Raw genomic sequence first — 19,400 nt, forward strand, 5'->3', positions numbered from 1 at the left:
TCCTAAGGTAGCGAAATTCCTTGTCGGGTAAGTTCCGACCTGCACGAATGGCGTAACGACTTCTCGACTGTCTCAACCATAGGCCCGGTGAAATTGCACTACGAGTAAAGATGCTCGTTTCGCGCAGCAGGACGGAAAGACCCCGGGACCTTTACTATAGTTTGATATTGGTGTTCGGTTCGGCTTGTGTAGGATAGGTGGGAGACTGTGAAGCGGCCACGCCAGTGGTTGTGGAGTCGTCGTTGAAATACCACTCTGGTCGTGCTGGATGTCTAACCTGGGTCCGTGATCCGGATCAGGGACAGTGTCTGATGGGTAGTTTAACTGGGGCGGTTGCCTCCTAAAGAGTAACGGAGGCGCCCAAAGGTTCCCTCAGCCTGGTTGGCAATCAGGTGTTGAGTGTAAGTGCACAAGGGAGCTTGACTGTGAGACCGACGGGTCGAGCAGGGACGAAAGTCGGGACTAGTGATCCGGCAGTGGCTTGTGGAAGCGCTGTCGCTCAACGGATAAAAGGTACCCCGGGGATAACAGGCTGATCTTCCCCAAGAGTCCATATCGACGGGATGGTTTGGCACCTCGATGTCGGCTCGTCGCATCCTGGGGCTGGAGTCGGTCCCAAGGGTTGGGCTGTTCGCCCATTAAAGCGGTACGCGAGCTGGGTTTAGAACGTCGTGAGACAGTTCGGTCCCTATCCGCTGCGCGCGTAGGAATATTGAGAAGGGCTGTCCCTAGTACGAGAGGACCGGGACGGACGAACCTCTGGTGTGCCAGTTGTCCTGCCAAGGGCATGGCTGGTTGGCTACGTTCGGAAAGGATAACCGCTGAAAGCATCTAAGCGGGAAGCCTGCTTCGAGATGAGTATTCCCACCAACTTGATTGGTTAAGGCTCCCAGTAGACGACTGGGTTGATAGGCCAGATGTGGAAGCCCTGTAAGGGGTGGAGCTGACTGGTACTAATAGGCCGAGGGCTTGTCCTCAGTTGCTCGCGTCCACTGTGTTGTTCCCGGGTTGCGAACAGTTATCGCACCGGTTGAACAGTTTCACTACTTAATTGAAGAGTGTGCTTGTTCGCTAGAACCCGATAGGGTTTCGGTGGTCATTGCGTTAGGGAAACGCCCGGTTACATTCCGAACCCGGAAGCTAAGCCTTTCAGCGCCGATGGTACTGCAGGGGGGACCCTGTGGGAGAGTAGGACGCCGCCGAACAATCTTTCAAGGACCCCTGGTCCCAGCGTTCACGCTGGGACCAGGGGTCCTTTTGTTTTTCGTCGAAGCGCGTCGGAGGGTCGGCTGCGCGAGAATGTCTGTGGTACCCGAAGACAGGAGTCACACCCATGTCCACCAACTCTCCCGACGATCGTCCGGAGCGCGAGCCGCGTCGCCGGGACGGTGGTGACCGGGGCGGTTACCGCGGTGGTCGTGACGACCGGTCCGGTTCCGCAGCGCCTCGCCGTGACAACGACCGCGGCCCGCGCCGTGACGACAGCCGGCCGACGGGTGGCGGCACCGGTGGCGGCTTCCGCCGCGATGACCGCGACCGCGACCGGGATCGTGGGCCGCGTCGTGATGACAACCGTGGCGGTGGCTCCGGTGGTGGCTTCCGTCGCGATGACAGTCGTGGTGGCAGCTCCGGGGGTGGGTTCCGTCGTGATGACAACCGTGGCGGCCGTTCCAGCGGTGGCGGCTTCGAGCGGCGTGACGATCGGCCGCGTGGGCCCCGTCGGGACGACGACCGGCCCAGCGGTGGTGGCTTCCCCCGTGATGACCGTGGCGGAAAGGCCGGAAGTGGCTTCCGTCGCGATGACAACCGCGGTGGCGGCTCCGGCGGTGGCTTCCGCCGTGACGATCGTGGCGGCCGGCCCACTGGTGGTGGGTTCGAGCGTCGTGATGACCGGCCGCGTGGCCCGCGCCGCGATGACGACCGTCCCAGCGGTGGCGGCTTCCGCCGTGACGACAATCGGGGCGGTGGCTCCGGTGGCGGGTTCCGCCGTGACGACAACCGGGGCGGCAACGCCGGTGGTGGGTTCCGGCGCGATGACAACCGGGGTGGCAGCTCCGGCGGTGGTTTCCGCCGCGACGACGACCGTGGTGGGTTCCGTCGTGATGACCGTGGCGGCCGTCCCAGCGGTGGTGGGTACGAGCGGCGTGACGACCGGCCCCGTGGGCCCCGTCGCGACGACGACCGTCCCAGCGGTGGCGGCTTCCGTCGTGACGACAACCGCGGCGGTGGCTCCGGCGGCGGGTTCCGTCGCGATGACCGCGATCGGCCCCGTGGGCCTCGTCGTGATGACGACCGTGGTGGGTACCGCGGTGGTCAGCAGCGTGACGACAGCCGTGGCGGCCGTCCGAGCGGTGGTGGGTTCGAGCGGCGTGACGACCGGCCGCGTGGCCCGCGTCGCGACGACAACCGGCCCAGCGGTGGTGGCTTCCGTCGTGATGACCGTGACCGTGGCGGGGACCGTGGTGGTTACCGGGGCGGGCAGCGTGACGACCGTGACCGCGGTGGCTTCCGTGGCGGCCGCGACGACCGTGACCGGGACAGGGACCGTGAGCCGATCAAGCGGCTGCCCATCCCGGACGACGTCACCGGCGACGAGATCGACAAGGACGTGCGCCAGGAGCTCATGAGCCTGCCGAAGACCCTTGCCGAGGATGTCGCGCGCAACCTCGTCATGGTGGCCCGGCTGATCGACGAGGACCCGGAGGAGGCGTACGCGTACTCCCGTATCGCCCTGCGGCTGGCCTCGCGCGTCGCCGCCGTGCGCGAAGCGGCCGGGTTCGCGGCCTACGCGACGCAGAAGTACGCGGAGGCGCTCGCCGAGTTCCGTGCGTCCCGGCGGATGACCGGGTCCGTGGACCTGTGGCCCGTCATGGCGGACTGCGAGCGTGGTCTCGGCCGACCCGAGCGGGCGATGGCCATGGCCGGTGAGCCCGAGGTGCAGAAGCTGGACAAGGCCGGCCAGGTCGAGATGCGGCTGGTGGCCGCGGGCGCCCGTCGGGACATGGGGCAGATCGACGCCGCCATCGTCACGCTGCAGAGCCCGGAGCTCGCCTCCAGCTCCATCCAGCCGTGGACGCCGCGTCTGCGCTACGCCTACGCGGACGCCCTGCTGGAGGCGGGGCGTGAGGACGAGGCCCGGGAGTGGTTCGGCAAGGCCCTGGAGGCCGACAAGGACGGCTCGACCGACGCGTCGGACCGGCTGGCCGAGCTGGACGGGGTCGCGTTCGTCGATGTCCTGGGTGACGACGAGGACGCGGAGTCCGTCGAGACCGACGGACCCGTCTCCTCCTCCCTCGACGACTTGCCTGAGGGCGACGACGAGGGCGACGAGGACGACGACGTGGACGAGCGGGGCGACGGGGCGGACAAAGCCTAGTCGCTGACAGCTGAGCGCTGACGCAGGAAAGGGGCGGGACTCCCTCGGGAGTCCCGCCCCTTTCTCATGCCCTGCGGCTGCCCCTGCGGCTTGCGGTGCTCTCAGTCGATGGTCAGGCTCCGCATGACCAGGCCCGTCGCCGGCTTCGGGCCGAACGACGTCGATTTACGGGGCATGGTGACGCCCTGCCTGGCCAGGTCCCGGACGACCTCTTCGCGTACCGGGTGCATGAGCACCGCCGTGGCGCCGAGGCGTTCGGCCTGCTCGACGGCGGCCTCGGTGTCGTGGATGTAGCCGATGTGCTCGGGGGCGTCCGGGATCCGCCAGACGTCGTCGAGCAGCGCCGAGTGCAGCACCGTCGCGTCCAGGGTCCGCCACGCCTCGGGGCGGTCCGTCCGGATCGTACGGGCCAGCAGGGCCGGGTCCGGGCGGTCCACCAGGTGGAAGCCGCCATCACCGGCCAGGAGGAACGCGTTGCCCTCCGCCGCCGCGCCGGCCAGGGCGTCGAGCGCATGGGGGAGCGGGCCCTCCACCGTACGGACCCGGAAGAGGCCCGACAGTCCTTCGAGCGCCCGGGCCACCGGGAGGCCGCGCAGCAGTCGGTGGATCGCGCGGACCTGGAGCGGGTGGCGGGTCGTGTCGACGAGGAGGACGAGGCCGAAGTCCCAGGGGCCCGGCGCGGTCTGTTCCCGCTGGAGCCGGAGGTAGGTGGCCCAGCGGTGGTGGCCGTCGGCGATCAGGGCCTGGTGGCGGGCGAGGTCCGTCTCGATCGCGGTGCGCTCGGCGGGGTCGGTGACGGCCCAGAGTCGGTGGTGGAACCCGTCTTCCGTGGTGGTGGAGAGCAGAGGCGGGCGCTCGGCCGTGCGCTCGATGACCGCCGCGGCGCCCCCCTCGGCGCCGTCGCCGCGGTAGGTCAGCAGCAGCGGTTCCAGGTGGGCCTGCATCGTCCGCATCAGCTCCGCGCGGTCCGCGACGATGTCGTCCATGACGTCCTCGTGCGGCAGCACGATCCCGTCGGCGGCGGGCGAGAGGGCCAGGGCGCCGATCAGGCCGCGCTGGAGGATCTCGTCGTTGCGCTGCTCGTAGACGTACAGCGTGGGCGCCGGGTCCGGGGCGATAACGCCCTCGGCCAGCCAGCGCTCCAGGGTCCGCGCCGCCTGCCGGTGCCGGTCCTCGGCGGTGTCCGCCTGGGGGAGGATGAGGCGCACGATGTTGTGCGGGTCCGCCGATTCCAGGTGGTGCAGACCGTCCGGCCTGACGACCACGTCGTACGGCGGCGAGGTCACCGCGGCCAGGCTGCCGACCCGCTCGGGGACGTAACGCAGTCCACGGAACGGGATCAGCCGCAGCCCCTGCTCGTCGGGACCTGAAGTGTTCATTTGAGCATCGTATGTGTGCACGGGGCATGCGCGATGATCGGGGGAGCGGCATGAATGAGGAGCGGAGTCATATGAGCCAGCAGCACGACAGGTACCGGCCGGCGGGGAGCAGTACGGCGCTGAGCGCGGCGTACGACACGGCTCTCCTCGACCTGGACGGGGTGGTGTACGCGGGGGGCGAGGCGATCGTCCACGCCGTGGAGTCGCTGGGCGCCGCCCGGGACGGCGGGATGCACCTCGCGTACGTCACCAACAACGCCCTGCGCACGCCGGACGCAGTGGCGGAGCACCTGACGGAGCTGGGCGTGCCCGCCGAGGCCGCCGATGTGATCACCTCGGCCCAGGCGGTCGCCCGGCTGATGGCCGACCAGCTGCCCGCCGGGTCCCGGGTGCTGGTCGTCGGCGGCGAAGGGCTGCGGGTCGCGCTGCGGGAGCGCGGTCTGGTGCCGGTGGAGTCGGCGGACGACGACCCGGTGGCCGTGGTGCAGGGATACGGCGGGCCGGACCTGGCGTGGGGACGGTTCGCCGAGGCCAGTTACGCCGTCGCGCGCGGGCTGCCCTGGTACGCGTCCAACACCGACCTGACCATCCCGGGCGCCCGGGGTATCGCGCCGGGCAATGGTGCCGCCGTGGAGGTCGTACGGATCGCCACCGGCGCCGAACCCCAGGTCGCGGGGAAGCCGTTGCCGCCGATGCACCGCGAGACCGTGCTGCGGACCGGGGCGGAGCGGCCGCTCGTCGTCGGGGACCGGCTGGACACGGACATCGAGGGCGCGTTCAACGGGGGCGTGGACTCGCTGCTCGTGCTGACCGGGGTGACGGACGCCGCCCAGCTGCTCGCCGCGGAGCCGCGCCACCGGCCGACGTACGTGGACCGGGATCTGCGGGGGCTGCTCACCGGGCAGCCCGAGGTGACGGTGGAGCGCGATTCGGACGACGTGTTCCGGTGCGGCGGGTGGACCGCGACCGTACGGGACGGGGAGGACCTGGTCCTGGAGGGCGAGGGGGATCCGCTCGACGGGCTGCGGGCGCTCTGCGGGGCCGCGTGGACCTTCGCCGGGGACGGAGCGTTCGGGCTGGACACGGAGAAGCCCGTCGCCGCGCTCGGGCTGTGATCGGGCCCTGGGGATGCGGGGAGGGGGTGCCCGGAGGCCCACGGGGAGGGGCGCCAGGAGGAAGATAGGCTAACCTAACTTGGTGCTGGTCGGAGGCCTTCCGGCCTTGATCCGCCGGACACCCTCTGCCTCCGGGAGTACGACCATGCAGCGCCTCACCGCAGAATCGGTGACCCTCGGCTACGACCAGCGGGTCATCGCCGAGGATCTCTCGGTCGAGATACCCGACAACTCCTTCACGGTGATCGTCGGGCCCAACGCCTGTGGCAAGTCGACCCTGTTGCGCTCGCTCGCCCGGATGCTGAAGCCGAGCCGGGGGCAGGTGCTGCTGGACGGGCAGGTCATCCACCAGCTGCCCGCGAAGAAGGTCGCCCGCACGCTGGGGCTGCTGCCGCAGTCCTCCATCGCGCCCGACGGCATCACCGTCGCCGACCTCGTCGCCCGGGGCCGCTACCCCCACCAGGGGCTGCTGCGGCAGTGGTCGCCGGAGGACGAGCGGGTGGTGCAGGAGTCCATGGAGTCGACTGGGGTCGCCGAGCTCGCCGACCGTTACGTCGACGAGCTCTCCGGCGGCCAGCGGCAGCGGGTCTGGATCGCCATGGCCCTGGCCCAGCAGACACCGCTGCTGCTGCTCGACGAGCCGACGACGTACCTCGACATCCAGCACCAGATCGATGTCCTCGACCTGTGTGCGGAGCTGCACGAGACGCAGGGGCGCACGCTCGTCGCCGTACTCCACGATCTGAACCACGCCGCGCGGTACGCCACGCACCTCATCGCGATGCGGGAGGGCGAGATCGTCGCGGAGGGGGCGCCTTCGGATGTGGTGGACGCGGCGTTGGTGGAGCGGGTGTTCGGGATGCGGTGTCAGGTGATCGATGATCCTGAGACCGGGACGCCGCTGGTCGTGCCTGCGGCCCGGAAGGCGCGGAAGGTCGCCGCCTGAGGGGCCCTGAGCGGGTGCGGGTGGCGCCCTGGTGGGCGCTTTGTCCTCAATCGCCGGACAGGCTTGATTGTGCCGCCGCACGTCCTGGAACCGGACAGGCCTGAGGTGCTACAGCAGTGATTTCAGCTTCAGCAGGTCCCTGAAGCCCGCCTCCAGCCGTACGCGGCCCGATGCCCACGCCTTCGCGAAGTTCAGGTCGCCGTCGACCAGGGCCACCAGGTCGTCACTCGTCATCGCGAGCCGGATCTCGGCCTTCTCGCGGGGCGGGCCCTCGACCGTGTCCTGAACCTGGATCCGGCCGTCGGCCAAACGGCCGGTGAACGTGATGTCGAGGTCCTTGATGTGACAGCTCAGCGAGCGGTCGAGCGCGGCGGCGCCGCGCACGTCGCCGTCGGCCGTCGCGAGGTTGTCGGAGAGTTTGTCGAGTGCGCTGCGGCACTCCGCCATGGTCGCCATCGTCCTCGACGGTACACCGGCCCGTCGCGGTAGCGTTTCGGCATGAGCGACTGGACGCCGGAGGCGGGAACCCCGCCCGTGAGCCCGCCTGAGGACGTGAGCCCGCCTGAGGACGTGAGCCCGCCTGAGGACGTGAGCACGCTCGAGGAGCCGGATCTGCCCCAGGACGGGCCCGTGGCCGACGCGCCCTCCTTCGAGCCCGCTGAGCCCGCGCCCCTGGGCGTGGAGCGCACCCCCACCGGCCGGGCCGAGGTCGACGCCCTGCTGGAGCGGCTGGCCGACGCGGACCACCTCCCGGCGGACGGGCACACCGAGGTGTACGAGGATGTACACCGTGGGCTCAAGTCCGCGCTGACCTCGCTGGACGCCCGTCCGGCCGGGGACGCCCGTCCGGGCGCCGCACCCGGGCCGCCCAGGCCCGGACCCACACCCGCGTACGACAACACGCACGACCACAGGAGCTGAACCGAACGTGGCAGGAGTGGCACGTCGCCGCCTCGACGCCGAGCTGGTACGCCGCAAGCTCGCCCGCTCGCGCGAGCACGCGAGCCAGCTGATCGCCGCGGGGCGGGTCACCGTCGGCCGGACCACCGCGACCAAACCCGCCACCCAGGTCGAGACGGCCGCCGCGATCGTCGTGACCAAGGACGACGACGACCCCGAGTACGTCTCGCGCGGCGGGCACAAGCTGGCCGGGGCGCTCGCCGCCTTCGTCCCGCTCGGGCTTGCCGTCGAGGGGCGGCGGGCGCTGGACGCCGGCGCGTCGACCGGCGGCTTCACCGATGTCCTGCTGCGGGCCGGGGCCCGGCAGGTCGTGGCCGTCGACGTCGGGTACGGGCAGCTCGCCTGGTCGCTCCAGTCCGATGAACGCGTCGTCGTCAAGGACCGTACCAATGTGCGGGAGTTGACATTGGAGGACATCGACGGGGAGGCGGTCGGCCTGGTGGTGGGGGATCTGTCCTTCATTCCGCTCGGGCTCGTGCTGCCCGCCCTCGCCCGGTGCGCCGCGCCCGACGCGGACCTGGTCCTCATGGTCAAGCCGCAGTTCGAGGTGGGCAAGGAGCGGCTCGGCAGCGGCGGGGTGGTGCGGAGTGAGGAGCTGCGCGCCGAGGCGGTACGTGAAGTGGCGCGCCGGGCCTGGGGACTCGGGCTCGGCGTACGAGGGGTGACGGCCAGTCCGCTGCCCGGCCCCTCGGGGAACGTCGAGTACTTTCTGTGGCTGCGGGCCGGCGCACCTGAGCTGGATCCCGCGGATGTCGACCGTGCAGTGGCGGAGGGGCCCCGTTGACGACGAATGTGACGACGAACGCAGAGACGACGAACGCGGAACGGACCGTCTTCCTGCTGGCGCACACCGGCCGTCCGGCCGCGATCCGCAGCGCGGAGCTCGTCGTGCAGGGCCTGCTGCGCAACGGGCTCGGCGTCCGGGTCCTGGCGACCGAGGCGGCCGATCTGCCGCTCCCGGACACCGTGGAGACGGTAACCGACACCTCCTGCGCCGCCGTCGACGGCTGCGAGCTGCTGATCGTCCTCGGCGGTGACGGCACCCTGCTGCGCGGCGCGGAGTTCTCCCGCGCCTCCGGGGTGCCGATGCTCGGCGTCAACCTCGGACGTGTCGGCTTCCTCGCCGAGGCCGAGCGCGACGACCTCGACAAGGTGGTCTCGCGGGTCGTCACCCGTGACTACGAGGTCGAGGAGCGCATGACGATCGACGTCCTTGTGCATGCGAACGGTGACGTCGTCCACGCCGACTGGGCCCTCAACGAGGCGGCCGTGCAGAAGGTGTCGCCCGAGCGGATGCTCGAAGTCGTCCTGGAGATCGACGGGCGGCCGGTCACCGGGTTCGGCTGCGACGGGATCGTCTGCGCCACCCCGACCGGCTCGACCGCGTACGCCTTCTCGGCGGGCGGGCCTGTCGTCTGGCCCGAGGTCGAGGCGCTGCTGATGGTCCCGATCAGCGCCCACGCCCTGTTCGCCAAGCCCCTGGTGACCTCCCCGACCTCCGTCCTCGCCGTCGAGGTCCAGCCGCACACCCCGCACGGGGTGCTGTGGTGCGACGGGCGCCGGACCGTGGAGCTGCCCGCCGGCGCCCGGGTCGAGGTGCGGCGCGGGGCGGTGCCCGTACGGCTGGCGCGGCTGCACCAGGCCTCGTTCACGGACCGGCTGGTGGCGAAGTTCGCGCTGCCGGTATCGGGGTGGCGGGGCGCGCCGCACTGACCGGCCGGGAGGTCATTCGACGGCCCACGCGGTCCTCGGGAACGCCCGGGAACGCTCGGGAGAGTGAATCCGGGAGCGGGGGCCGTCGCGCGTCCGCCTCGGAACCTCGTAAGGTCATGTCCGTGTTGGAGGAGATGCGGATACGGTCGCTCGGAGTCATCGACGACGCGGTGGTGGAGCTGTCACCCGGTTTCACCGCGGTGACGGGTGAGACCGGCGCGGGCAAGACCATGGTCGTCACGAGCCTCGGGCTGCTGCTCGGCGGGCGCGCGGACCCCGCCCTCGTACGGGTCGGGGCCAAGGCCGCGGTCGTCGAGGGCAGGATCACGGTGTCCGAGGGCGACGCGGCGGCGCTGCGGGCCGAGGAGGCCGGGGCGGAACTCGACGACGGTGCGCTGCTCATCAGCCGTACCGTTTCGGCGGAAGGACGCTCACGGGCCCATCTCGGCGGCAGATCCGTGCCGGTGGGGGTCCTCACCGAGCTGGCGGACGAGCTGGTCGCCGTGCACGGGCAGACCGACCAACAGGGGCTGCTCAAGCCCGCCCGGCAGCGGGGCGCCCTGGACCGGTACGCCGGGGACGGCGTGGAGGTCCCGCACGCGAAGTACGCGGCGGCCTACCGCCGGCTGCGCGCCGTCGCCACCGAGCTGGACGAGCTGACCACCCGGGCCCGGGAGCGGGCCCAGGAGGCGGATCTGCTGCGCTTCGGGCTGAACGAGGTCGCCGCCGTGGAGCCGTTGCCGGGGGAGGACACCGAGCTGGCCGCCGAGGCGGAGCGGCTCGGGCACGCGGAGGCCCTCGCCTCCGCCGCCTCCCTCGCGCACACCGCGCTGGCGGGGAATCCGGAGGACCCCGAGGGTGTCGACGCCACGACGGTGGTCGCCGCTGCCGGGCAGTCCTTGGACGCGGTCCGGGCCCACGACCCGGCGCTGGCCGCGCTGGCCGACCGGATCGGGGAGATCTCCATCCTGATCGCGGACGTCTCCGGCGAGCTCGCCGGGTACGCCGACCAGCTGGAGGCCGATCCGCTGCGGCTGGCCGCCGTGGAGGAGCGGCGGGCCGCGCTCACCACCCTGACCCGCAAGTACGGCGAGGACATCGCTGCCGTGCTCGCCTGGGCACAGGAAGGCGCGGGCCGGCTCACCGAGCTGGAGGGCGACGACGAGCGGATCGGCGAGCTGACCGCCGAGCGCGACGCGCTGCGCTCCGAACTCTCCGCCCTCGGACAGGCGTTGACCGACGCCCGTACGGAGGCCGCCGCCCGGTTCGCCGAGGCGGTGACCGAGGAGCTGGCGTCGCTCGCGATGCCGCACGCCCGGGTCTCCTTCGCCATCCGGCAGACCGAGGCGGCCGACGAGGCGTCCGGCATCGACATCGGCGGGCGGAGTGTCGTCTACGGCCCTTCGGGCGCCGACGAGGTGGAGCTGCTGCTCGCCCCGCACCCCGGGGCCCAGCCCCGGCCGATCGCCAAGGGCGCATCGGGCGGTGAGCTGTCCCGGGTGATGCTCGCGGTCGAGGTCGTCTTCGCGGGCTCCGACCCGGTGCCGACGTACCTCTTCGACGAGGTCGACGCGGGTGTCGGCGGCAAGGCGGCGGTCGAGGTCGGGCGGCGCCTGGCCAAGCTCGCCCGCTCCGCCCAGGTCGTCGTCGTGACGCACCTGCCGCAGGTCGCGGCCTTCGCCGACCGCCAACTGCTGGTCGAGAAGACCGTGGACGGCTCGGTGACCCGGAGCGGGGTAACGGTCCTGGAGGGCGAGGACCGGGTCCGGGAGCTGTCCCGGATGCTGGCCGGCCAGGAGGACTCCGAGACGGCCCGCGCCCACGCCGAGGAGCTGCTGGCGACGGCGCGCAAGGACGGATGACGGCGGGTGCGGGGCCGGGCGGGGAGGTCTCCCGCCCGGCCCCGCACGCGTATCCAGGCTTCCTCCATGAGTACGAACGTGGGTCGGCCCGAGGGCGTGCGGCCGGGGTGCTCGCGGTGCTGGCCGCCGGGGGCTGCGGGGCGTACGACGACCTCGTGGGGGCCGATGACCCGCGCCGGGGGTTCCGGGCGCATCTGGGGGCTGCAGGGACGCCGGCGATGGCAACATCACGCCCTCTGATTCACCCGTGAGAGTGGTGCGGCGTGGCCCGTTGTCGCTGCGTGCCCGGCAGCAACGTTCCGGCAGTCCCGGAACGCGCGTACGGACTGGCATCCTTGGCGCTGTACCTACCGCCGACTCCGGGACCCCGGGAGCCAATCAACGTGTCACAGCTGCGTACGGTCCAAGTCCTGGGCGGCGGCAGTGCGGGCAGCAGCGCGCACGTCAGCTCGCTCGCCGCGGGGCTGGTGGCGCGCGGGGTGCAGGTCACCGTCTGCGCCCCGCCCGCGGTGGACCACGCCTACGACTTCACGGCGACCGGGGCCCGCTTCCTGCCGGTGCCCCGGCGCAGCGACCCGGCCGCCGTCGCCGCGCTCCGCGCCGCCTGCGCGGGGGCCGACGTGGTCCACGCCCACGGGCTGCACGCCGCCTCCCGCACCGCCTTCGCCCTCAGCGGGCGGACCGTGCCCCTGGTGCTGACCTGGCACACCCGGCGGTACGCCGAGGGCGCCCGCCGCCAGATCCTGCACCTGCTGGAGCGAAGGGCCGTACGGGCGGCCGCCGTTGTCCTCGCCCCCTCCTCCGACCTGGTGGACCGGGCGCGGGTCCGAGGGGCCCGGGACGCGCGGCTCGCCCCGGTGGCCGCCCCCGTGCCGCGCTCGGCCGGCACCCTGCACGACGGCAAGGCGCGGGCCGAACTGGGCGCGGTCGAACGGCCGTTGCTGATGGCCGTCGGCAGCCTCGTGCCGCACCACGGCTTCTCCGCCCTGCTGGACGCCGCCCGTATCTGGCGCGGGCTCGACCCCGTACCCCTGCTCGTCATCGCGGGGGAGGGGCGCGACCGGGACGCCCTGCAACAGCGCATCCGGGACGAGGAGTTGCCCGTACGACTGATCGGATGCCGGGACGATGTGGGTGAGTTGATCGCCGCTGCCGACCTGGCCGTGCTGCCGAGCCGCTGGGAGGGCCGCTCTCTGCTGGCGCAGGAGGCGCTGCGGCTGGGGGTGCCGCTGGTCGCGACCGAGGTCGGCGGTGTGCCCGAACTGGTCGGTGAGGCTGCTGAGTTGGTGCCGTTCGGGAACGCGGAGGCGCTCGCCCGTACGGTTGTGCGGTTGCTGGGCGACCCCGAGCGGTGCGCGCGGCTGGCCGAGGCCGGGCGGGAGCAGGCGGCGAGCTGGCCCACCGAGGACGACACCATCGCCCACGTGCTCAGCGTGTACGACGAGTTGGCGCAGCCGCTGCCTTCACGCACCTAGCTTGTGTGGCGGCGGGCCCGCAGCGCCAGGCTGAGGGCCAGGACCGTCTGCGGGTCATCCAGGTCCGTGCCCAGCAGCTCACCGATCCGGGCCAGCCGGTTGTAGAGCGTCTGGCGGTTGAGGTGCAGCTCGCGCGCGGTCTCCGCCTTGCGGCCCGCGTGCGCCAGATACGCCTGGAGCGTCGGCAGCAGCGGCGGGCGCGAGGTCCGGTCGTGCTCGCGCAGCGGGCCGATCGCCCGGTTCACGAACGCCGCCAGGTCCGGGTGGTCCCGCAGCCGCCACAGCAGCAGGTCGATGTCGAGCCGCCGGGCGTCGTACCAGGGCCGGTCGTCCAGACCCTGCGCCGCCGTGGCCGTCTCCGAGGCGTGCCGCAGCCCCGCGCCCGCCGCCGCCCAGCTTCCGGCGACACCGACCACGACCACCGGCGGCTGCGACCCGGCGCGGTCGAGGCCGGCCCGCCCCACGCCCGCGCGCAGCGCCGCCGCCACCCGGTCCGCCACCGCCGTGCGCTCGCCCTCCGAGCGCAGCCCGAGCAGCAGCGGCACCCGCCCCTCCACCGGCCGTACGCCCAGCAGCACCGGCACCCCGACCGAGGCCAGCTCCTCCAGCACCGCGCGGGCCAGCAGCGCCCAGTTGCCCGACGGGGACAGCTCGGGCGCCAGCCGCATCACGACCGGGAGGAGCGGGGTGTCCCCGGGCCGGAAGCCGAGCACCCGGGCCTGGGCCGGGGCGTCCTCCGGGGTGATCCGGCCCTCCGCCAGGTCGGTGAGGAAGTCGCCCCGGCCCCGGGCCGCCAGCTCCTCCTCCTGCCGGGCCTGCATCAGGACGACGGCGAGCAGGCCCGCCGCCCGCTCGGCCGCCATCCGGTGCACGGTGGCCAGCGGGCCCGAGACGGCGAGCAGCACCAGCCGCGCCCGTACGGCACCGGTGTCCGGACCGCCGCCCGGCACGTCCACCAGGAGCGCACCGGTCGGCGGCGACTCCCGGGCCGCCCGGTCGCCGCGCATGCCCTCCCAGACCTGGAGCGGGTCCGCGCCCACCGGACCCGTGCCCGTGGACGCCGCGTACAGGAGTTGCCCGTCGGGCGTCTCCAGGAAGACCGGGTTGGCGGTGAAGTCGGCGAGGATGCCGAGGACCTGCGGCACTCCGCCGCCGTCGAGCAGCGCCCGGGTGGCGCGCCGGTGCACCTCCTCGGCCTGCTGGAGCAGGGCGTAGTGCCCGTTGACGATCTCGGTGTGCACCTCCTCGGTCACCGCGACGAACGGCACCTCGCGGTGGAGCTGCACCAGCGGCAACCCGGCCGCGCGGGCCGCGTCCACGATGGAGGCGGGCAGCCGGCTGAAGCGCGGGCCCAGCTCCACCACCAGGGCGGCGATGCCCCGGTCGGCGAGGCGGCGGACGAACGCGCGCTGCTCGGCGGGGCGGGTGCCGAGGCCGAGGCCCGTGGTGAGGAGCAGCTCGCCGCCCTTGAGGAGCGATGCGATGTTGGGGACCTCGCCCGCGTGCACCCAGCGCACGGTGCGGCTCAGCCGGTCCGCGCCGGCCACCACCTCCGGGAGCCCCGCACGCAGCCCCGGCAGCTCCAGTGCCCGCTGCACGGTGATTCCGCTGTGGCTCTCCACGTACCCGGCCCGCTTTCCCCTTGTACCGCCGCCGCCCGTGCCCCGGGCGGTCGTCCTGTTCAGGACGCTACCGCCCGGGGCGCGGGGTGCGCATGGCAGGGGAGGCGTGGAGACCGTGGGGTCAGGCGGCCGTGGAGGCTCCGGACGGGATGCCGAAGGACGGGTCCGGCACCTCCTCCGGCGAGATCAGCGTCGAGGAGCGGCCGTCGACGCCCACCGGCACGTCCCCGTCGATGGTGACGCGGCGGAGCTTGCGCTCGTGGGCGTCGGAGTCGTCGACCCCGTAGTGCTGGGTGGCGCGGTTGTCCCAGATCGCCACGTCGCCCACCTGCCACTGCCAGCGCACGGTGTTCTCCGGGCGCTCGATGTGCGACTGGAACAGATCCAGGAGCGTACGGGAGTCGCGGCCCGTGAGGCCCGCGATGCGCTGCACGAAGTTGCCCAGCAGCAGGGTGCGCTCACCGGTCTCGGGGTGGACGCGGACCACCGGGTGCTCGGTGAGGAACTTCGTCGAGGTGAACACCTCCTTGTACTGCTTCAGTGCCTCGGGGAGGGCCTGCGGGCGCAGCGCCGCGTAGTCGTAGTCGTTGGAGTGGACCGCGCGCAGCGAGTCGGCCAGGACCCGGAGAGGCTCGGGGAGCCCGTCGTACGCGGTGGCGGTGTTGGCCCACAGCGTGTTGCCGCCGTACGGCGGGATGACGACGGCGCGCAGGATGGAGAAGGCCGGGTAGGCGGGGACGAAGGTGACGTCGGTGTGCCACTGGTTGGCCCGGCCGCCGTGGTCGGAGTCGATACCGAGGGAGTAACGGCCGTCGGCGGACGGCACGGTGGGGTGGGCGACCGGGGTGCCGAGCAGTTTGCCGAACGCCTCGTGGCTCTCCTCGTCCAGGTGGTCCTGGCCGCGGAAGAAGACGACCTTGTTGGCGAGGAGCGCCGCCCGGATCCCGGCGACGGTCTCGGGGGAGAGGTCCCCGCCGAGGCGGACGCCGGAGATGACGGCGCCGAGGCGGCCGCCGACCTTCTGGACGGTGAGGGCGGAGGTACGGGCGGGGGCGGTGGTTGCCGAGGACATGGTGAGTTCCTTTCGGGCCCAAGACCATCCATTGATTAATCTTGGAGCGAAATTAATTCGGGCGAGGATGGGCCTCCGCTGGAGAACCAGGGGTGAAGCGGGGGCCTATGAAGAGGAGGAAGCGCGGTGCGGCCGGAGAGAGGGCCGGTCAGGCGGCGGTACAGCGGCCGGGACACCCGGGCGCTGCTGCGGTGCGGCCGGCGTGGGCGGGCCGCGCGTCGGAATCGGCCGTCGCGAACATGGACCGGAGAATTCCAGCGCCCCTCCGCGTACGTCAAGCACCCGCCCGTGGGCCGGGAGGCGTCCGGCGGTGGTTGAATCGGCGCTCGCGCACGGCCCGGCCGCTGTCCGGCAACGCCCCGTCAAACCGCCTCTGAGCAGCGGTTTTCCCGGCGATCCCGGACACGTCGGCCACCCCGTCAGACCACCGGGCGCGGGAGGTGGCGCGATTTCACGCCGCCGTAATGTTGCGAGTGCCCCCGTGCCCCCCGTGGCGCAGGACCGAAGGAAGGCCCCATGACTGCCGCCCCCCAGCTCCCTCGGACGACCACCGCGCCCTCGGCCCGGACGGCCGACCGGCTGCCCCGCGCGACCGGCGACGGCCGGCGCGAGGCCAACGCCGCGACGGTGCTGCGCGCGGTCCTCGACCACGGGCCCGTCGCCCGCAGGTCGATCGCCCAGCTCTCCGGCCTCAGCCCCGCCGCCGTATCGCGCCAGTGCGTCGACCTCGTCCGCCTCGGCCTCGTCCGTGAGCTGCCCGAACGGGTGGAGAGCAGCGGCGTCGGCAGACCCCAGATCCCGGTCGACCTGCATACCGGGGAGAGCGACGGGCCGGTGGCGGGCGGGGTCCACATAGGGGTGCCCGGTTCGACGTTCGGCCTGCTGGATCTACGGGGCCGGCTGCTGGCCCGCCGCACCTTCCCGCACGACGGCATCGCCTCCCAGGACCTCTCGCGTGAAGTCGTCGCCGGGCTGCGCGCCTTCCTCGCCGACACCACCGGGGACCACCACCTCCTGGGGGTCGGCGCCGCACTCGGCGGGTGGGTGGACCCGGCGCTCGGGACGGCGGTGCGGCACGACACCCTCGGCTGGCACCAGCGGCCGCTCGCCGCCGAACTCTCCCGGGGCCTCGGCGGGATCGACGTACGCATCGACAACCACGCCCGCGCCATCGCCCAGTCCGAGATCCTCTTCGGCCGGCCCGCCGCCCGCCGCAGCCTGGTCCACCTCTTCATCGGCAACGTGGTCGACGCGGCCCTCGGCATCGCCGGGGTGGTCCATCAGGGGCCGGGCTCCGGCGCGGGGGACGTGGCCCACCTGCCCGTACCGGACTCCACGGTCACCTGCCCGTGCGGGCGGACCGGCTGCCTGGAGGCGACGGCCTCGAACATGGCGGTCGCCCGGACCGCCGTGCGGCGCGGGATCGTGCCCGAGGCCGATGTGTTCCTGCTGGTGGACGCGGCGGCGGCCGGGGACCGGCGGGCGGACCGGCTGCTGCGCGAGCGGGCCCGCGCGGTCGGCCGGGCGACCGCCCTGCTGCTGGATGTCCTCAACCCGGACCTGGTCGTGGTCACCGAGCACTCCAGCCTGCTCAACCCGGAGTACCTGGAGGAGATCAGGGGCGCCGCGGTCGACCTCTCGCATGTCTGCGGGGACCCCGAACGGATCGTCAGTCCGCATGCCGGAATGACCGTGCTGCCCGTCGCCGGGGGGACGATCGCGCTGAATCCCCTGTTCAGGAGCCCTTTGGCGGCCTCTCAGCGGTAGCGGCGCGTATGGGGCAGGAGGTGATTTCGTACCAAGATCCGGACAGACCAGGTTGACCGTCCGGCGAAGCCACTGTCATATTGCTCCCGTGAACCCGGACATGCGCCTCATCTCCCGCAGGCACGTCGACCTCTGTCGACAGGCCAGCGCGGTCTGTGCCGTCCACAGCTGACCCGGACCCCTCCCGCGCTCCCGGACCCGTTCCGCGGAGCTGTTCCACGGACCCGGTCCGGTGCCCGGCCCCGCTCCACGCGGCCCGGCGCTGATCCCACGCCTCACGTGTCACCTCTCGCGGTCGCCCCGCTTCTGACCCGTACGGCCTGACGCCGTACGTCCGCACACCCATACCTCCGTACACCCATACCTCCGTACACCCGTGAACCCGCACACCCGTGCTCTGCGCGCCGGTGGCGCCTCTGTCTCCCTTCAATTGCTCCCGCAGCGGAATCAATTGGCGCCACCCGCACCCGCTTCGCCCCACCCACCGTCCCTCACTGTCACAGGCAGGCTTCGATGACCGAGCTGTACCCCTCCCCGTCCCCGTCCACCGGACTCTCCCGGCGCTCCACCCTGCTCGCCGGCGGCGGCAGCGCCCTGCTGCTCGGACTGGGCCTGACGGGCTGCCGCTCGGCGGTCTCCGAGAGCTCGTCCGCTCCCGAGGAGACCGGTGGCAAGCCCCGGCGCGGCGGTACCCTCAACCTCGCCGTCAACTCCGACTTCGTCCCGGCGCTGCTCTTCGCGCAGAGCGGCCAGTCCCTCCAGCAGCGGCTGATCTACAACACCCTGACCCGGTACGACGACGCCCTCACGCCGAAGCCGGAGCTCGCCACCTCCTGGACGTACGCGAAGGACGGACGCAGCATCACGCTGAAGCTGCGCGACGACGTCACCTTCCACGACGGCCGCCCCTTCACCGCCGACGACGTGATCTTCGCGGTGAAGAACCTTCAGAACCCCGTGCGCGCCGCCCAGTTGCGCAGCACGGCGGCCACCGTCAACGGGTTCGAGAAGCGCGGTGACCACGAGCTGGTGCTCAAGCTCGCGCATCCGGTCAACAACCTCTTCGACCTCTTCGAATTCATGATCATCACCGATGAGAAGACGGTCGAGGACGCCGTCACCGGCAAGAAGCTCATCGGCACCGGCCCGTTCAAGCTGAAGAAGTGGAGCCCCGGCTCCGGGCTGAGCCTGACCCGCAACGACAGCTACTGGCTGCCGGACCGCCCCTACCTCGACGGCGTCGAACTGCGGGTGATACCCCAGGCCGACGCGCTGATCTCGTCCCTGCGCTCCGGCCAGTCCCAGCTCTCCTTCGGCGTCCCCGGCAAGAGCCTGGGTGTCATCAAGAGCGACCCCAAGCTGAAGATCACCAACTACGACACCGGAGCGGGCGCCATCTACCTCGGCGTCAACACCACCGTCGCCCCGCTCAACGACAAGACCGTCCGCCAGGCCCTCGCCTGGGCCATCGACCGCGACCGGCTCCTCGCGCAGACGCTGGGCGGTTACGGTCTCGCCTCCGCCGCTCCGTGGCCCAAGTCCTCGCCCGCCTTCAGCGAGGCCCACCGCACCCACTACACCCACAACCCCGGCAAGGCCCGCGAGCTGCTGAAGTCCGCCGGGCACAGCAAGCTCGCCTTCCCGCTGCTGCACATCGGGCTGCCCGGTGAGACCGCCATCGCCGAGTCCATCCAGTACGACCTCAAGCAGATCGGCGTCACCACCACCCTGGAGCCCACCGACGGCGCCACCGCGCAGAAGAAGCTGATCTCGCAGGAGATGCCGGCGCTGTGGTCGATGGGCCACGGCTTCGCCCAGGTCCAGCCCTCCACCCTCGCGGTGAGCGCGTACCCGTTCAACGAGGCCAAGAACACCTCCAAGTACCGCTCCGCCACCTACACCAAGGTCGTCCAGGAGGCATGGACGAAGCCGGAGACGAGCGCGGCCGAGGCCAACGCCCTGCACGAGAAGATCTCCGGGATCCTGCTCGACGAGGCGTTCATCATCGACCTCGTCGTACGCGGCCAGGTCCAGGTCAACGCCGACCGGCTGCACGGCGTCGCGCTCAACAAGTTCTCCTATCTCAACCTCGACGACGCCTACTTGGTGTGAC

Annotated in this window: 16 protein-coding genes and 2 rRNA genes (1 of these 18 cut by a window edge); 14 read left to right on the forward strand and 4 right to left on the reverse strand. The window is 71.9% G+C overall.

The genetic code is table 11. The annotated features are described in order from the left end of the window. From R2B67_RS29550 to R2B67_RS29565, 4 genes are all read left to right on the forward strand, one after another. Nucleotides 1–977, forward strand: a 23S ribosomal RNA gene (locus R2B67_RS29550) (it extends 2,149 nt beyond the left edge of the window). A 111-nt stretch (nucleotides 978–1,088) separates the two neighbouring features. Beyond that, nucleotides 1,089–1,205, forward strand: a 5S ribosomal RNA gene (rrf, locus tag R2B67_RS29555). A 213-nt stretch (nucleotides 1,206–1,418) separates the two neighbouring features. Continuing rightward, nucleotides 1,419–2,627, forward strand: a complete 1,209-nt coding sequence (locus tag R2B67_RS29560; protein WP_317822289.1) for a hypothetical protein — start codon at nucleotides 1,419–1,421, stop codon at nucleotides 2,625–2,627. Further along, nucleotides 2,624–3,376, forward strand: a complete 753-nt coding sequence (locus tag R2B67_RS29565; RefSeq protein ID WP_317822291.1) for a tetratricopeptide repeat protein — start codon at nucleotides 2,624–2,626, stop codon at nucleotides 3,374–3,376. Before R2B67_RS29560 ends, R2B67_RS29565 begins: the two co-directional genes overlap by 4 nt. A 101-nt stretch (nucleotides 3,377–3,477) precedes the next feature. Here the strand turns inward: R2B67_RS29565 and R2B67_RS29570 are convergent, their stop codons facing one another. After that, on the reverse strand, nucleotides 3,478–4,755 hold the full coding sequence (locus tag R2B67_RS29570) for a DUF1015 family protein (RefSeq protein WP_317822292.1): 1,278 nt from the start codon (nucleotides 4,753–4,755) through the stop codon (nucleotides 3,478–3,480). Nucleotides 4,756–4,826: 71 nt separating this feature from the next. On the opposite strand from R2B67_RS29570, the gene R2B67_RS29575 reads away from it, so the two are divergent. Both R2B67_RS29575 and R2B67_RS29580 read left to right on the forward strand, forming a co-directional pair. Then, the gene (locus tag R2B67_RS29575; protein WP_317822294.1) at nucleotides 4,827–5,870 is read left to right on the forward strand and encodes an HAD-IIA family hydrolase; all 1,044 of its coding nucleotides are present in this window, start codon (nucleotides 4,827–4,829) and stop codon (nucleotides 5,868–5,870) included. A gap of 145 nt (nucleotides 5,871–6,015) precedes the next feature. Then, nucleotides 6,016–6,816 (forward strand): ABC transporter ATP-binding protein, encoded by an 801-nt coding sequence (locus tag R2B67_RS29580; RefSeq protein ID WP_018515526.1) that lies wholly within the window; start codon nucleotides 6,016–6,018, stop codon nucleotides 6,814–6,816. 108 nt (nucleotides 6,817–6,924) lie between these two features. Here R2B67_RS29580 and R2B67_RS29585 read toward each other — a convergent pair whose 3' ends face one another. Beyond that, on the reverse strand, nucleotides 6,925–7,272 hold the full coding sequence (locus tag R2B67_RS29585; RefSeq protein ID WP_026242116.1) for an SCP2 sterol-binding domain-containing protein: 348 nt from the start codon (nucleotides 7,270–7,272) through the stop codon (nucleotides 6,925–6,927). Between the two features lie 132 nt (nucleotides 7,273–7,404). Here R2B67_RS29585 and R2B67_RS29590 point away from each other — a divergent pair, with 132 nt between their 5' ends. From R2B67_RS29590 to R2B67_RS29610, 5 genes are all read left to right on the forward strand, one after another. Then, nucleotides 7,405–7,737, forward strand: coding sequence for a hypothetical protein (locus R2B67_RS29590; RefSeq protein WP_381075257.1), 333 nt, complete (start codon nucleotides 7,405–7,407; stop codon nucleotides 7,735–7,737). Nucleotides 7,738–7,744: 7 nt separating this feature from the next. Next, the gene (locus R2B67_RS29595; RefSeq protein WP_026242115.1) at nucleotides 7,745–8,560 is read left to right on the forward strand and encodes a TlyA family RNA methyltransferase; all 816 of its coding nucleotides are present in this window, start codon (nucleotides 7,745–7,747) and stop codon (nucleotides 8,558–8,560) included. Nucleotides 8,561–8,568: 8 nt separating this feature from the next. Continuing rightward, nucleotides 8,569–9,489 (forward strand): NAD kinase, encoded by a 921-nt coding sequence (locus R2B67_RS29600; protein WP_317822295.1) that lies wholly within the window; start codon nucleotides 8,569–8,571, stop codon nucleotides 9,487–9,489. 116 nt (nucleotides 9,490–9,605) lie between these two features. Further along, complete coding sequence (gene recN / locus R2B67_RS29605; protein ID WP_317822296.1) at nucleotides 9,606–11,351, forward strand: DNA repair protein RecN; 1,746 nt, start codon at nucleotides 9,606–9,608, stop codon at nucleotides 11,349–11,351. Nucleotides 11,352–11,734: 383 nt separating this feature from the next. Then, nucleotides 11,735–12,826: a glycosyltransferase family 4 protein gene (locus tag R2B67_RS29610; protein WP_317822297.1), complete on the forward strand. Its 1,092-nt coding sequence runs from the start codon at nucleotides 11,735–11,737 to the stop codon at nucleotides 12,824–12,826. On the opposite strand, the gene R2B67_RS29615 is transcribed toward R2B67_RS29610, so the two are convergent. Both R2B67_RS29615 and R2B67_RS29620 read right to left on the reverse strand, forming a co-directional pair. Further along, the gene (locus R2B67_RS29615) at nucleotides 12,823–14,448 is read right to left on the reverse strand and encodes a PucR family transcriptional regulator (protein ID WP_317822302.1); all 1,626 of its coding nucleotides are present in this window, start codon (nucleotides 14,446–14,448) and stop codon (nucleotides 12,823–12,825) included. The two genes, R2B67_RS29610 and R2B67_RS29615, sit on opposite strands and share 4 nt — an antisense overlap. Nucleotides 14,449–14,569: 121 nt before the next feature. Then, entirely contained in the window at nucleotides 14,570–15,520 is a 951-nt protein-coding gene (locus R2B67_RS29620; protein ID WP_317822303.1) for a TauD/TfdA dioxygenase family protein, read from the reverse strand. 516 nt (nucleotides 15,521–16,036) lie between these two features. Here R2B67_RS29620 and R2B67_RS29625 point away from each other — a divergent pair. The 3 genes from R2B67_RS29625 (at nucleotide 16,037) to R2B67_RS29635 (ending at nucleotide 19,399) form a co-directional block, all read left to right on the forward strand. Next, the gene (locus tag R2B67_RS29625) at nucleotides 16,037–17,287 is read left to right on the forward strand and encodes an ROK family transcriptional regulator (RefSeq protein ID WP_317822304.1); all 1,251 of its coding nucleotides are present in this window, start codon (nucleotides 16,037–16,039) and stop codon (nucleotides 17,285–17,287) included. Nucleotides 17,288–17,387: 100 nt separating this feature from the next. Then, complete coding sequence (locus R2B67_RS29630) at nucleotides 17,388–17,459, forward strand: putative leader peptide (protein ID WP_317824983.1); 72 nt, start codon at nucleotides 17,388–17,390, stop codon at nucleotides 17,457–17,459. A 341-nt stretch (nucleotides 17,460–17,800) separates the two neighbouring features. Then, a complete protein-coding gene (locus R2B67_RS29635) occupies nucleotides 17,801–19,399 on the forward strand; it encodes an ABC transporter substrate-binding protein (protein WP_317822305.1) in 1,599 nt (532 codons plus the stop codon). The last annotated feature ends 1 nt before the right edge of the window (nucleotide 19,400 follow it).

This window comes from Streptomyces cyaneofuscatus (assembly GCF_033109485.1).
Classification (GTDB): Bacteria; Actinomycetota; Actinomycetes; order Streptomycetales; family Streptomycetaceae; genus Streptomyces; species Streptomyces cyaneofuscatus.

Bases quoted from the DNA above. Each gene is read 5' to 3' on its own strand.
- R2B67_RS29565 (WP_317822291.1), top strand. From the start codon at position 2,624: ATGAGCCTGCCGAAGACCCTTGCCGAGGATGTCGCGCGCAACCTCGTC.
- R2B67_RS29570 (WP_317822292.1), bottom strand. From the start codon at position 4,755: ATGAACACTTCAGGTCCCGACGAGCAGGGGCTGCGGCTGATCCCGTTC.
- R2B67_RS29575 (WP_317822294.1), top strand. From the start codon at position 4,827: ATGAGCCAGCAGCACGACAGGTACCGGCCGGCGGGGAGCAGTACGGCG.
- R2B67_RS29580 (WP_018515526.1), top strand. From the start codon at position 6,016: ATGCAGCGCCTCACCGCAGAATCGGTGACCCTCGGCTACGACCAGCGG.
- R2B67_RS29585 (WP_026242116.1), bottom strand. From the start codon at position 7,272: ATGGCGACCATGGCGGAGTGCCGCAGCGCACTCGACAAACTCTCCGAC.
- recN (WP_317822296.1), top strand. From the start codon at position 9,606: ATGTCCGTGTTGGAGGAGATGCGGATACGGTCGCTCGGAGTCATCGAC.
- R2B67_RS29620 (WP_317822303.1), bottom strand. From the start codon at position 15,520: ATGTCCTCGGCAACCACCGCCCCCGCCCGTACCTCCGCCCTCACCGTC.
- R2B67_RS29625 (WP_317822304.1), top strand. From the start codon at position 16,037: ATGACTGCCGCCCCCCAGCTCCCTCGGACGACCACCGCGCCCTCGGCC.
- R2B67_RS29635 (WP_317822305.1), top strand. From the start codon at position 17,801: ATGACCGAGCTGTACCCCTCCCCGTCCCCGTCCACCGGACTCTCCCGG.